This is a genomic window from Pontibacter sp. E15-1 (genome assembly GCF_022601975.1).
Lineage (GTDB): Bacteria > Bacteroidota > Bacteroidia > Cytophagales > Hymenobacteraceae > Pontibacter.
Map to the genome: position 1 here is coordinate 138,996 of NZ_JAKVIR010000017.1, position 13,565 is coordinate 152,560.

The 13,565-nt window shown below is 52.0% G+C and carries 13 protein-coding genes and 1 tRNA gene; 6 read left to right on the plus strand and 8 right to left on the minus strand.

All coding sequences use genetic code 11. The features are described from left to right. Positions 1 to 44: 44 nt before the first annotated feature. Entirely contained in the window at positions 45 to 524 is a 480-nt protein-coding gene (locus MKJ04_RS13480) for a hypothetical protein (RefSeq protein ID WP_241642174.1), read from the plus strand. Here MKJ04_RS13480 and MKJ04_RS13485 read toward each other — a convergent pair. From MKJ04_RS13485 to MKJ04_RS13510, 6 genes are all read right to left on the minus strand, one after another. After that, on the minus strand, positions 505 to 1,290 hold the full coding sequence (locus tag MKJ04_RS13485; protein ID WP_241642187.1) for an ABC transporter substrate-binding protein: 786 nt from the start codon (positions 1,288 to 1,290) through the stop codon (positions 505 to 507). The genes MKJ04_RS13480 and MKJ04_RS13485 overlap by 20 nt on opposite strands. Before the next feature lie 107 nt (positions 1,291 to 1,397). Next, positions 1,398 to 1,643 (minus strand): hypothetical protein, encoded by a 246-nt coding sequence (locus MKJ04_RS13490; RefSeq protein ID WP_241642175.1) that lies wholly within the window; start codon positions 1,641 to 1,643, stop codon positions 1,398 to 1,400. Between the two features lie 82 nt (positions 1,644 to 1,725). Next, on the minus strand, positions 1,726 to 2,796 hold the full coding sequence (locus tag MKJ04_RS13495; RefSeq protein WP_241642176.1) for a M42 family metallopeptidase: 1,071 nt from the start codon (positions 2,794 to 2,796) through the stop codon (positions 1,726 to 1,728). A 99-nt stretch (positions 2,797 to 2,895) separates the two neighbouring features. Further along, positions 2,896 to 4,455 (minus strand): acyl-CoA carboxylase subunit beta, encoded by a 1,560-nt coding sequence (locus MKJ04_RS13500; RefSeq protein WP_241642177.1) that lies wholly within the window; start codon positions 4,453 to 4,455, stop codon positions 2,896 to 2,898. Positions 4,456 to 4,641: 186 nt separating this feature from the next. Then, positions 4,642 to 7,245: an ATP-dependent Clp protease ATP-binding subunit gene (locus MKJ04_RS13505; protein WP_241642178.1), complete on the minus strand. Its 2,604-nt coding sequence runs from the start codon at positions 7,243 to 7,245 to the stop codon at positions 4,642 to 4,644. Between the two features lie 123 nt (positions 7,246 to 7,368). Further along, positions 7,369 to 7,977 (minus strand): WbqC family protein, encoded by a 609-nt coding sequence (locus MKJ04_RS13510; protein ID WP_241642179.1) that lies wholly within the window; start codon positions 7,975 to 7,977, stop codon positions 7,369 to 7,371. Between the two features lie 167 nt (positions 7,978 to 8,144). Here MKJ04_RS13510 and MKJ04_RS13515 point away from each other — a divergent pair, with 167 nt between their 5' ends. After that, positions 8,145 to 9,050 carry a lysophospholipid acyltransferase family protein gene (locus tag MKJ04_RS13515; protein WP_241642180.1) on the plus strand — a complete coding sequence of 302 codons (906 nt, stop codon included), beginning with the start codon at positions 8,145 to 8,147 and terminating at the stop codon, positions 9,048 to 9,050. Between the two features lie 73 nt (positions 9,051 to 9,123). Here MKJ04_RS13515 and MKJ04_RS13520 read toward each other — a convergent pair whose 3' ends face one another. Continuing rightward, positions 9,124 to 9,747, minus strand: coding sequence for an L-threonylcarbamoyladenylate synthase (locus MKJ04_RS13520; protein ID WP_241642181.1), 624 nt, complete (start codon positions 9,745 to 9,747; stop codon positions 9,124 to 9,126). A gap of 298 nt (positions 9,748 to 10,045) precedes the next feature. Between MKJ04_RS13520 and mltG the strand changes: the two genes are divergently transcribed. From mltG to MKJ04_RS13540, 4 genes are all read left to right on the plus strand, one after another. Continuing rightward, the gene (gene mltG, locus MKJ04_RS13525) at positions 10,046 to 11,068 is read left to right on the plus strand and encodes an endolytic transglycosylase MltG (RefSeq protein ID WP_241642188.1); all 1,023 of its coding nucleotides are present in this window, start codon (positions 10,046 to 10,048) and stop codon (positions 11,066 to 11,068) included. A gap of 156 nt (positions 11,069 to 11,224) precedes the next feature. Further along, the gene (locus tag MKJ04_RS13530) at positions 11,225 to 11,638 is read left to right on the plus strand and encodes an acyl-CoA thioesterase (RefSeq protein WP_241642182.1); all 414 of its coding nucleotides are present in this window, start codon (positions 11,225 to 11,227) and stop codon (positions 11,636 to 11,638) included. Then, positions 11,635 to 12,603 (plus strand): YihY/virulence factor BrkB family protein, encoded by a 969-nt coding sequence (locus tag MKJ04_RS13535; RefSeq protein ID WP_241642183.1) that lies wholly within the window; start codon positions 11,635 to 11,637, stop codon positions 12,601 to 12,603. Before MKJ04_RS13530 ends, MKJ04_RS13535 begins: the two co-directional genes overlap by 4 nt. A gap of 176 nt (positions 12,604 to 12,779) precedes the next feature. Beyond that, a tRNA-Ser gene (locus tag MKJ04_RS13540) sits at positions 12,780 to 12,864 on the plus strand. A 275-nt stretch (positions 12,865 to 13,139) separates the two neighbouring features. Here MKJ04_RS13540 and MKJ04_RS13545 read toward each other — a convergent pair. Next, positions 13,140 to 13,385 carry a hypothetical protein gene (locus tag MKJ04_RS13545; protein WP_241642184.1) on the minus strand — a complete coding sequence of 82 codons (246 nt, stop codon included), beginning with the start codon at positions 13,383 to 13,385 and terminating at the stop codon, positions 13,140 to 13,142. Positions 13,386 to 13,565: the final 180 nt, after the last annotated feature.

The window sequence follows — 13,565 nt, forward strand, 5'->3', positions numbered from 1 at the left end:
GTTTATACGGGGACGCGGGGCAGATAAAAGAACTCCTGCAGCACATGGAACTGCAGGAAACCGCTGCCGGAGGTTACGCCGCCGTGTATAAACACTCGGACACGGGCGCATTCTGGTTCCTGTGTTATGCCACTTCCGCCGCACAGGGCGGCGGTTACCAACTGCTGATCCGGCTTCCGCTGCCTACAACGGCGCAGCTTATTGACATTGCCCTTCAGAGTGCGCACGAAGATGAAACGGTGGCCGCCGTCTTCCGGTTGCTGGACGAAGAGGCGCTGGAGAAAAAGGAATTCCGGCAAAGTTTAGTAGAGAAGCTGGAGCAGCAACTGCTTCTGCCGCAAGATGCCCCCGCCCGGAAACGAATGGGGCAGGTGATCAAATTAACAGAGTTGGATAGCCCCTTAAACAGGCGCGAGGTGCTGCGCAAAACCCAAACCGAAATTGCACAGGATGCCGCTGACTTCACAGCCATTGCCAACCGCGCCACGCGGGTTTTAGAGAAAATCAGGCCTTCGAGGCAATAAGCCGCTCTACCTCCCCAATCACCTGTTGCAGGTAACCGGGCGCGTGCAGCAGCCTGCTGCCATACCAGCTGAACATCTCGCCATCAACCACTTGTATCACCGCATCGGGGCAATGTGCTCTGAACTCCTCAATGTGTTTTTCCTGGAAAGGGTATGGCTCCGATGAAAGCAAAATGAGCCTTGGGTTGGCCTCGTGTAACAGTTCGGGTATGATTTCGGGGTAACGGTTTAGGCCTGAAAAGGCGTTCCGGAAGCCGCAGCGTTGCAGCATGTAGTCGATGATGTTTTGGTTGCCCACTGCCATATAGGGTTTGCGCCAGATAAAATACGCCGTGCTGACGGGCGGTTGCATTGGCTTCAGACCGCCAAAGCCCGCACTGATGTTCAGGGCCAGTTCGGTGGCCTTTGCTGCTGTGCCCGTCAATTGGCCAATTTGCTGGATCATCTGCAGCGCATCCTCCAGGGTATAAATATCGCTCATCCATACCGGGTGCTTCTGCTGCAAAGCCTCAATGCCTTCTTTGTAGTTTTCCTCCTTGTTTCCGATAATCAAATCGGGCTGCAGCGCATTGATTTGATCGAAATGAAAGTTCTTGGTGCCGCCGATGATCGCTTTCTCCTTCACCGTCGCTTCAGGATGTATACAGAACTTCGTGATGCCCACCACACGGTCAGCCAAGCCTAAGTCGAAGAGCAGTTCCGTTTGGGAAGGCACCAGTGAAACGATCCGCTGCGGCAAGGCGGGCAGCGTAATCCGGTGGTGCATTTGATCAGTAAAAATCACTTTTAGAATGACAAGTTAAAGCGTTCGAAAACCTCGCAGCGCCCAGAAAAGACCTTTGCGTTGTTGTGCCGCAGGCGTTTCCTATATGGCTATACCTTCTGGAAGTACAGGCGCTTAAATTCTTTGGTTCCCCAGAGCGGCACAAAAGCCTTGAGCGTTTCGGCTACTGTCAGGCCCACCGCGTTTCTGCGAATGTTGAAGATAATGCCCAGATGTATGACCAGCGACACAAGTATAAACGCCGTGACACGGGGATCGTCCTTGGGTCTGCTCAGGTACACAGCCAGTACAATCCATGGCAGGATAATCAGGGCCCAGAACAGGTAGCGGTTCATATACAGAAAGCCGGTAACGGAGTGATACAAGCATAAAACGAAACGCCTCCGAATATAGGTCCGGAGGCGTTTCGTTATGTGATTAGCTCAGGTAGCGGAAGTCCTGCTTGTCCTGAATCTTGAGCACTGTCTCGTAAATCATCTTGATCACGCTCTCCACATCGTCCTTGTGCACGGTTTCGACGGTGGTGTGCATATACTTGAGCGGAAGCGAGATGAGGGCCGAGGCCACACCGGCGTTAGAGTAAGCGAAGGCATCGGTATCGGTGCCGGTTGCACGTGAAACAGCAGAGCGCTGGAACGGTATTTCCTTCTCCTTTGCGGTGTTGATGATCAGGTCGCGGAGGTTGTTCTGCACCGCGGGGCCATAGGCAATCACGGGGCCTTTGCCGCAGTGGATGTCGCCGCTCGTCTTCTTCTCATACATCGGCGACTGTGTGTCGTGTGTTACGTCGGTGATAATGGCCACGTCCGGTTTGATGCGGTGCGCAATCATCTCCGCGCCGCGGAGCCCGATCTCCTCCTGCACCGCATTCACGATGTAAAGCCCAAACGGCAGCTGCTTGTTGTTCTCCTTCAGCATGCGCGCCACCTCGGCAATCATAAAGCCCCCGATGCGGTTATCAAGCGCGCGGCCCACATAGTAGCGGTCGTTCATCACTGTAAACTCGTCTTCGAAAGTAATCACGCACCCCACATGCACCCCCATTTCCTCCACCTCTTCGCGGTTTTTAGCGCCACAGTCCAGAAACACGGTGTCGATGGCAGGGGCTTTCTCGTTCTCCACTTTGCGCACATGGATGGCTGGCCAGCCGAACACGGCTTTTACGATGCCTTTGGAGGTATAAATATTCACGCGTTTGGACGGGGCGATCAACGCGTCGGAGCCACCGTTGCGCCTCACGTAGATATAGCCCTCCGGCGTGATGTAGTTCACAAACCAGGAGATTTCGTCGGCATGCGCCTCAATCACTACTTTATACTCCGCCTCAGGGTTGATGACGCCCACCACAGTGCCGTAAGTGTCCGTGAAATATGAGTCGATGTAGGGTTTGATATACTCCAGCCACAGCTTCTGGCCTTCAGACTCGAATCCGGTAGGTGAGGAGTTATTGAGGTACTGCTGTAAAAAGTCGAAAGATTCTTGTCTCATATGCGTTAGATGGTAGGATTTATACACTGTAGGGACTTGTTATAAACAGTTTTATGTACATACATTCATAAAGAATCCCTAAAATTAATCCAAATTTTTTTAAAGTGGAATGTTTCCGTGCTTCTTTCTGGGCAGGGTAACGGCTTTATTTTCAAGCATCTTAAACGCCTTAATCAGCTTGGCTCTGGTTTCGGAGGGCAAAATCACCTCATCTATAAAACCACGGTGCGCGGCGCGGTATGGCGTGGCAAACTTGGCTTTATACTCCTGCACCTTCTCGGCCAGTTTTGCCTCCGGGTCTTCGGCGGCGGCAATCTCGCGCTTAAAGATAATCTCGGCCGCTCCCTGTGCGCCCATCACGGCGATCTCGGCGGTTGGCCAGGCAAAGTTCATATCGGCCCCAATGTGCTTGGAGTTCATCACGTCGTAGGCGCCGCCATACGCTTTGCGGGTAATCACGGTGATGCGCGGCACAGTGGCCTCGCAGAAGGCATACAGCAGCTTGGCACCGTTGGTAATGATGCCGCGCCACTCCTGGTCAGTGCCCGGCAGAAAGCCCGGTACATCTTCCAGCACCAGCAGCGGCACGTTAAAGCAATCGCAGAAACGCACAAAGCGGGCAGCCTTTGTACTGGCGTTAATGTCAAGCACACCGGCCAACACAGCGGGCTGGTTGCCCACAATCCCGACGCTTCGGCCGCCAAGGCGCGCAAAACCGACGACGATGTTCTCCCCAAAATTTTTGTGCACCTCAAAGAAGGAGTCTGTGTCGATGATGCCATCGATCACCTCGCGAATGTCATACGGTTGGTTTGGGTTCTCCGGGATGATAGTGTCCAGGATGCTGCGCATCTCGTCGCCGGAAGCCTCATAAGGCAGGGCAGGGGGTAGCTCTTCGCAGTTCTGGGGTATATAGCTTAGCAGTTTTTTGATGTAGGTGATGCACTCTACCTCGTTGGCGCAGGAAAAGTGCGTGACGCCGCTTTTGGTGCTGTGCGTGCTGGCACCGCCCAACTCTTCGGAGGTCACGTCCTCGTGCGTCACGGTTTTCACCACATTCGGGCCGGTCACAAACATGTAAGAGGTGTCTTCCACCATCATGATGAAATCGGTGATGGCTGGCGAGTATACCGCGCCGCCCGCGCAAGGTCCCATCACTGCCGAAATCTGCGGGATAACGCCAGAGGCTAGCGTGTTGCGGTAGAAAATATCCGCATAGCCCCCCAGCGAGACTACGCCTTCCTGAATGCGGGCTCCGCCCGAGTCGTTGAGCCCGATAACCGGTGCGCCGTTTTTCATGGCCAACTCCATTACCTTCACAATCTTCTCGGCATGAGTCTCAGACAGGGAACCGCCGAGCACCGTGAAATCCTGAGAAAAGACATACACCAGGCGACCGTGTATGGTGCCGTAGCCCGTCACCACGCCGTCGCCCAGGTAATACTGCTTGTCCAGGCCAAAGTCTTTAGAGCGGTGCATCACAAACTTGCCGATCTCTTCAAAGGAGCCTTCGTCGAGGAGCAGGTGAATGCGCTCACGTGCTGTCAGCTTCCCTTTTTTGTGCTGTGCGTCGATGCGGTCCTGGCCGCCGCCTAAAAGTGCCTCAGCGTTTTTGCGCTCTAGGGTTTCCAATTGGCTCTGTTTGATTTCTCCTGCCATGTGAGTAGGGTATAGTTAATCCAGTGTGACTAAATTGTTATTTTTCAAATTTAAAAACTCTGCAGCTAAATTCTGTAGAGTTGCCTTTTTTTTAAGTAGGCGGGGAGCAGAATTCCGGGATGCGCAAAAGAGAAAAAAATAAGGGCTGCCTTTGCAGGCAGCCCTTATCAACAATGTACTTCATGCTTATTCTTTGGTCTTGTCCGAATCAGATGACTTGGTTGGCTCCTTTTCTTCTTCCCCCGGCATTTCGTCGGAAGCGCCCTTGAGCTTTTTGCCGTTGCTCTTCTTCGAAACGAAAGAGAGGTTCTCGTCTCCTTCTTTGTGATCAACCATAATCACATCACCCTGATTTACCTCAGCCTTCAGGATTTCCTCGGCAATCGGGTCCTCGATGTACTTCTGAATCGCGCGATTCAACGGACGGGCACCATACTTAGGATCATACCCTTTCTCGGCCACGTAGTCTTTCGCTTCTTTCGTCAGTTCGATGGCATAGCCCAAGGCTTGAACGCGCTTGAAAAGCTTGTTCAAAGACAGCTCGATGATCTTGTGCATGTCCGCGCGGTTGAGCGAGTTGAACACAATCACGTCGTCCAGACGGTTGAGGAACTCAGGCGAGAACGTTTTCCGCAAGGCACTGGCAATAGTGCTTTTCATGATATCGTCCACGTTTTCCTGCTTGCTCTTCGACATGAAACCAATACCGGCTCCAAAGTCCTGCAGATCGCGGGCACCGATGTTCGAGGTCATGATAATGATCGTGTTCCGGAAATCGACCTTGCGGCCCAGTCCGTCCGTCAGGATACCATCGTCCAGCACCTGCAGCAGCAGGTTGTATACATCTGGGTGCGCTTTCTCAATCTCATCCAGCAACACCACAGAGTAAGGCTTGCGTCGGATCTTCTCTGTCAGCTGTCCGCCTTCTTCGTAACCCACGTATCCCGGAGGCGCTCCCACTAAACGAGACACGCTGAATTTCTCCATATACTCGCTCATGTCGATGCGCACCAGCGAATCCTCTTTATCGAAGAGGTATGTGGCGAGCACTTTCGCAAGCTCAGTCTTACCCACACCTGTCGGGCCAAGGAACACGAACGAGCCGATTGGCTTTTTAGGATCTTTCAGACCCACACGAGTACGCTGAATGGCTTTCACTAACTGACCGATCGCTTTGTCCTGGCCAATTACTCTGCCCTTGAGCTCTTCGCCCATGTTAAGCAGCTTCACGCCTTCTTTCTGCGCGATACGCTTCACCGGTATACCTGTCATCATGGCAATTACCTCTGCCACATTTTCCTCCTTCACGGTATAGCGTTTCTTCTTTGTCTCCTCTTCCCAGTTTTTCTTGGCTGTCTCCAGCTGGTCGATGAGTTTCTTCTCTTTATCGCGGAGTTGGGCGGCCTCTTCGTATTTCTGGCTCTTCACCACGCGGTTTTTCTCTACCTTGATGTTCTCGATCTGCTCTTCCAGCTTCAGGATATCATCCGGCACAATAATGTTGTTGATGTGCACGCGCGCACCAGCCTCATCCAGAATGTCGATGGCCTTGTCTGGCAGGAAGCGGTCGCTCATATAGCGGTCCGAAAGCTTCACGCAGGCCTCAATGGCTTTATCGGTATAGTTTACGTGGTGATGATCCTGATACTTGTCCTTGATGTTATTCAGGATTTCGATCGTTTCCTCCGGTGTGGTAGGGTCTACCATCACAATCTGGAAACGACGAGCCAGGGCACCATCCTTCTCGATGTACTGTCGGTACTCGTCCAAAGTAGTGGCCCCGATGCATTGGATCTCGCCGCGTGCGAGCGCTGGCTTGAACATGTTGGAGGCATCCAAGGAGCCTGAGGCGCCACCGGCACCCACAATGGTATGGAGCTCATCAATGAACAGGATCACGTCCGGAGACTTCTCGAGCTCGTTCATCACGGCCTTCATACGCTCCTCAAACTGGCCACGGTATTTTGTGCCGGCCACCAGCGAGGCAAGGTCCAGGGTTACCACGCGCTTGTTGAACAGCACACGGCTTACCTTCTTCTGGATAATGCGCAGGGCAAGGCCCTCGGCAATAGCAGTTTTACCTACACCAGGCTCACCTATCAGGATGGGGTTGTTTTTCTTGCGGCGGCTCAGAACCTGGGCCACACGCTCAATCTCTTTTTCGCGGCCAACAATCGGGTCCAGCTTGTCATCTTCGGCCAGCTTGGTCAGGTCGCGGCCAAAGTTGTCGAGCACCGGGGTGCGCGACTTCTCACCGGCCTTTTTGCTGGTACTGCCGGAGCGGGAGGACGAGCTGCCGAACAATTTGTCTGAATCATCTGAATCGTCAGTGTCTGACGACGCGAGTGGATTATTGCTATGATAATCCAGGGAATCTCTTATTGCTTCGTAGTTCACGTTGAATTTCGCTAAAATTTGAGAAGATATATTGTCTTCATCCCGAAGGATGGATAATAAGAGGTGCTCTGTGCCAATGATATCGCTCTTGAAGATTTTAGCCTCCAGGTAGGTTATCTTGAGAACCTTCTCAGTCTGTTTCGTTAGCGGGATGCTGCCGGTAATGTTACTGCTCTGCGTTGCTGTATTTCGCGTAGCCTGCTCTAAAGCGTACTTTAACTCATCTATCGAAACGCCAAGCTTTTTTAGCAGGGCAATTGCAGTACCTTCTCCCTCACGAATCATACCCAGCACGAGATGTTCGGTGCCGATGTAATCATGACCGAGCCGAATAGCTTCCTCACGGCTTAGCGAGATGACCTCTTTCACTCGGTTTGAGAATTTTGCTTCCATGTATTATTACTATACTCCGTGTATTCTTAAAAATTTCAAAAAATGGTAACTGATTGAGGCTAACAGGAAAAGCCAATTCTTAAACAAGCCGAGCAGCGCAAATGTTTAGCCTGATGCCCGCCTTTACTGAAGGAAGGAAAGTGAAGCAGGCCCCTGTGTAAACAACAAGTCAAGTATACTAAGCTCTGGTACAAATTGTTTGCCAAATACTTGCGTATAAGGTTTTACGTTCAAAATGTCAGGATAGATTTTAGGATGTATCCTGTTTCTCATATCCAGCACGTTTTCGCCCTGCTTTTCCTGGTGATAGGCCTCCGTAAATCCGAGCGGCCTGTTTAGTTTTAGTAATTTAAGATAAAGGCGCAACAAATCCGTGTTAAGCTGGAATAAATATTTTGGACGCCGGGCATACACCTCCTGCAGGTAGTCTGTGTAGAACTCGAAATAGGGAGCCCGCCCGTAGGCCGCCTGTATGGTGCGCCAGTGTACGTTATACCATTTCTGGGTATAGTCTATCTCGATCTCCGTGATCAGGGTTTTGTGCCTGCTGCTGCCCTTCACCACCGGCACGCTGAGCGGTTGCACACCCTGCGCCGTGAGCACGTGGCAGCGATTGCGGTAACTTTGTTTAATATAATTTTCGTGTTGCTCCAGCAGCAGGATTTCGGCGCGCAGGGCATGCCAGAAGTAGGACACCGGCGGGTTATATTGGGCTTCGGTAAGGAGAATCAAGCGGTATGAATTACGAATTAATAATTACGAATTAGGGGAGAGGGTATAAGCATCGGTTTTAAGGAGCAATACGCAGACGCTATACCTCACGTGCTGCTAAAGTAGCACAATTCTCGAATTTCGTAATGCGGGGCACCGATTGTACCTTTGTAGCCTGCGTTTAACCCATGAAGAAAGCTATACCCATACCCCCGGTCTATTACCCGCTCTGGTTTTTGCTGAAAGGCCTGTCGATGCTGCCGCTGCCTGTGCTCTATGTGCTGGCCGATGTGATGTATGTGGTCGTGTATCACCTGATAGGCTACCGGAAAAAAGTAGTGCTGGACAATTTGCGCCGGGCCTTCCCTGAAAAAAGCGAAGCTGAGCTTCGGCGGGTGGCGAAGGATTTTTACCGTCAGTTTGCCGATGTGGCCGTAGAGACGCTGCGGCTTCGGTCGATGGGCAGGGAAGAGATGGAGCGCCGCATCACCTTTGCCAACCAGCACTTGCTCGATGACCTGGTGCGGCAAGGCAAAACCGCCATCACCATGGGCTCGCACTCCTGCAACTGGGAGTGGGTGCTCTCGGCGGGGGCTGTGCAGTTCGGTTTTCCGGCGGCAGGCATCTACAAGCCCCTTAACAATGCGTTTTTCGATGCGTTTATGCTGAAGGCACGCACGCACCTGGGGGCAACGCTCATCAAAATGAAAGATACCCTGCGCGATTTCGCCGCTAACCGCAACAAGCCCCGCGTCGTGGCCATGCTCTCAGACCAGACACCCCTGAAAAGCGAGATCACCTTCTGGACCACTTTCCTGCACCAGGACACCCCGTTTTATGTGGGCGCGGAGAAAATTGCGATCCGCTTTAACTGCCCTGTCCTGTTTCTGGACGTGAAGCGCACCAGCCGCGGCCATTATACCCTCACCTTCGAGACGATTTGGGATGGCACTGCGCCCTTAGCAACAGAAGCCGATGAATACCCCATCACCACGCTCTTTGCCAGAAAGCTCGAAGCGTCCATCCGCCGCAGCCCCGCCGACTACCTCTGGACCCACAAACGCTGGAAACACAGCAAGCCGCAAGCGGCTTAGTTCCGAATTATGAGTTCCGAGTTCCGAGTTTCAAATCATACAACTCGGAACTCGGAACTCATAATTCGGAACTCTAAAGGTATTGTTCGATGTCTCCGGCACCTTCGCGGAGCACTTCGAAGTCGTTGGTGACATCCACCACAGTTGAGGCGATGTTGTTGCCCGGGCCACCGTCAATCACGGCATCCACCAGGTTTTTATACCGTTCGTAGATCAGTTCCGGGTCGGTGCTGTACTCCAGCACTTCATCGTCGTCGCGGATGGAGGTGGAGAGAATAGGGTTGCCCAACTCTTTTACCAACTGCAGCGCAATGTTATTGTCCGGCACCCGGATGCCCACCGTTTTCTTGTTGCCGGCATACTTGGGCACACGGCTGCTTGCCTCCAGCACAAACGTGAACGGACCGGGCAGGGCCTTCTTCATCACCTTGTAGGTAGGCGTGTCGATTTTGGCGTAATCAGAAATATGAGTGAGGTCGGAGCAGATGAAAGAGAGGTTCACCTTGTCGGGCTTCACGCCTTTTATCTGGCATACGCGCTCCACGGCGCGGGCATTGTGGATGTCGCAGCCGATGCCGTAGATCGTGTCGGTGGGGTAGATGATCACTCCGCCTTTGCGTAGGATCTCCACAGCCTCCAGTATTTTGCGCTGTTGCGGGTTTTCGGGATGGATCTGGAGGAGGGAAGCATTACTCATGGTTTAGCGGTTTAGGTATGGGTTGCTGGTAGGCATTAAAACTACTCATACTTAATAAGCAGTGCAAGCGTTTCAGGTTTTGCCCTGGCGGGAGTTGCGAGCTTGCCCGGATGGCCCTACCAAAGGTGCCCCCTCAATTCAGTTGCTTTAAATAAGCCAGATCAGGAAGAATAGTGTTATTTTTGAGCCCTGAAAATAGACAGCCGCGGAACCTTACACCATGTCCCGGGCCTTTTACTTTAAAAAAGCCAATAAAGTGAATACACCCAAACCGAGAAGAAAGAGAAAAGAGAAGAGCATGCTGGCCCCAGCCCTGACCGCGCTGTTCCTGTTTTTGTTCGTGAGCTTTTCATACTACGCTTACCAGATTGTATATACCTCGAACGTGGACACCAAAGACCGCGATACGTTCGTGCTCATCCCGACAGGGGCTACTTATACCCAGGCGATGGACTCTGTGGAGGCAACGGGCGCGATCATCGACAAGCTCTCGATGCGGTTTATGTCGAAGCTGATGGACTATGATGAACTGGTGAAACCGGGGCGCTACAAGATAGAGAATGGCTGGAGCAACCGGCAGCTGATCGGGGCGCTACGGCTGGGCAAGCAAACCCCGCTAAACCTGACCTTCAACAGCATCCGGCTGCGTGGTCAGCTTGCCCAAAAGCTTGCCGCCAACGTGGAGGCGAGTGAGGAAGAAGTGGACAGCCTGCTGAACGACACGGCCCACCTGCAGTCGCTCGGGTTCGACACCACCAACATCGTGAGCATGTTCATCCCGAACACTTACGAGGTATACTGGACGACCTCTGCGCCTGCTTTGCTGGAGCGCATGAAGACCGAGTACGACAAATTCTGGACAGCGGAGCGAAAAGCCAAAGCCGAAAAGCTGAACCTGTCGCAGCAGCAGGTGTCCACGCTGGCTTCTATCGTGCAGGCCGAAACCATTAAGAACGATGAGAAGCCGCGCGTGGCCGGGGTATACCTCAATCGGCTGCAGAAAGGCATGCTGCTGCAGGCCGACCCGACCGTGGTGTTCGGGGTGGGCGACTTCACCATCCGCCGTGTCCTGAACGTGCACCTGCGCTACGACTCGCCCTACAACACCTATATGTATAAAGGACTGCCGCCGGGCCCGATCAATGTGCCGAACATCTCCAGCATCGACGCCGTCCTGAACCCGGAGCAGCACCAGTATATATATTTCTGCGCCAAAGAGGATTTTTCCGGCTACCACAGCTTTGCCGTGACGCAGGCAGAGCATGTGGCCAACGCCCGCCGCTACCAACGAGCACTGACGCAGCGGAATATTCTTAAATAGTGGTTGCTCGTTATTCGTTATTGGTTGATCGTGATAAGTTAATTAGTGCCCTACACCTTGAGTAAAGGTCGGCGAATAGCCAAAATTTATTTAAGAACATCATCAAGTAATCAACCAATAGCGATTAACGAGCAACGAATAACAATCAACGAAACCATGTTCGAATCAGAAGTGCAGATACGCGTGCGGTATGCCGAAACCGACCAGATGGGGTATGTATACTACGGCAACTACGCGGCGTATTATGAGGTGGCCCGTACCGAGGTTTTCAGGCGGCTGGGTATAAATTACAAAGACATGGAGGCCACCGGCACCATGATGCCCGTGCTTGAACTGAAGTGCAAGTACATCCGGCCCGCCAAGTACGACGACATGCTGCGGATAAAGTTGTTGCTGAAAACCAAACCCAGCGGCTCGCGCATACTTTTCTCGTATGAGGTGTATAACCAGGACGATACCCTCTTGAATGTAGGGGAGACCACCATGGTTTTTGTGGACATGAAAACGGGCCGCCCCAGGACGGCGCCTGAGCTCATTCACCAGAAAATGGACTCTTACTTTAGCGAATGAGGCTAAACCAACAATATCTGAAGCGCCGTAGGTCGTATCGGAAGTTCATCGTTTTTCTGAAACGCTGGCGGTTCAACGACGGCCAGTCATCGGTATACGATGTCGTCGATGTGCTGATAGGGGAGTTGCGACTCGACTCTATCACGAAGCGGGCTTCCTATATGGCGTTTAACTTTACCCTGGCCATTTTCCCGAGTATCATCTTCCTTTTTACGCTCATCCCATACATCCCCAGCGTGCTGTCGCTGGACCTGAGCCAGAGCATTTTCAGCTTTATCGAGGACTTTATGCCCGAGGAGATGTATGCCGTGGCCTATACCACCATCGAGGACATCGTGAACAAGCCGCGCGGGGGCCTGCTCTCGTTCGGTTTCCTGTTTGCGCTGGTGCTCTCCACCAACGGCATCATGTCGCTGATGGACGCCTTCGACAAGAAGTACCATACCTTTTACAAGCGCAGGTACGTGAAGAAGCGCCTGATCGCCACCGCCCTGACGGTAGTGCTGGCCTTTATCCTCTTCACGGCGGTGGCCACCATCTTCTTCGGGCAGTGGATGCTGGACGTGCTGGTGTTTTACGAGGTCGTGACGGAGAGTTATACCTATACCCTGCTCATCGTGCTGAAGTACATCGCCATTGTGCTGCTGTTTCTGCTGGCCACGTCGCTTATCTACTACTATGTGCCCGCCATCGAAGACAAGTGGCCTTTCTTTTCGGCGGGTGCCGTGGTGGCAACCGGGCTCATCTTTCTGGTGTCCATGATCTTCTCCTTCTATATCACAGCCTTCGATAGCTATAATAAGTTCTACGGCTCTATCGGGGCGCTTATCGGTCTGATGATCTGGCTCGACTTTATCTCCATGATCCTGATCCTGGGCTTCGAGATCAATGTGAGCATCGACACAGTGACCAAGCGCCTGGTGCGGAAAAAGAACGCCCGCATCACCCGCACTGCACGCGCCTGAAAGGCCATACATGCGCACAGCGGTATAGGCAAACGAAGAAAGGTCTGCGCAATCGGATAAAAAATGGAGTTCACTGTCAGGGTTTTAACAACAGATACGCCCATGGCCTTGAAAAATTTTGTGGTATCGTTTTGATAATTCAACCCAGCCCCCTACTTTTGTACACGAATTAAGAAAGAGAGTTGGCGGAGTGGTCGAACGCGGCGGTCTTGAAAACCGTTGACTGTAACAGGTCCGGGGGTTCGAATCCCTCACTCTCTGCCGGTAGCGATACCAAAATCAGCTAAAACCCTGCAAATCAAATGTTTGCAGGGTTTTTTCGTTTCCGGACGACACTAAATTATTCACTTTTTCGCATAATAGAGGTGAGTAATCTGGTGAGTTAGGCTGAAGGGGTGATCGACTCACCAATATCTACATAACCTATTGATTCACAAGATGTACAGAAGCTGTACATCTTGATTAAGGTTGACTGCAAAGCTACATTTGTTTAACTTGTAAAGTCACGTAGTTATGAGCGTTAACTTCAGCCTACTCTACCCAACTAAAATTGTGGTGTTTTGGTAGTGTTGAATTTGTCGATTGATCCATCGGATAAAGGTTTCTATCTTCTGGTGCCATTCTTTTGCTTTCATTCTGAGCATTTCCCTTATTTTGTCAAGTCCCGTGCGAAAAAAGCTGTTGGCTTTGTAGCCATGGTTTTTCACCTTTACCTTAGCGTGTTCTGCTTCAGGTAAAAGAGCAAAAAAAAAGAACTCGTCTGCACTGCCCTTCATGCTCATGGAAGCATGTTCTGAGAATTTCTCAATACACGAGGCTTGCCTTTCAGGTCGTACCGAGCATGATATTGCCTCCATAGCACATCTAATACCAATATCAAATCAATTATGCGCATTGGGCCATGTATGGGAAGAGTGTTAGCTGCTTTACTGCCTCAGGCTGTTGCATATATCCCTTAACCA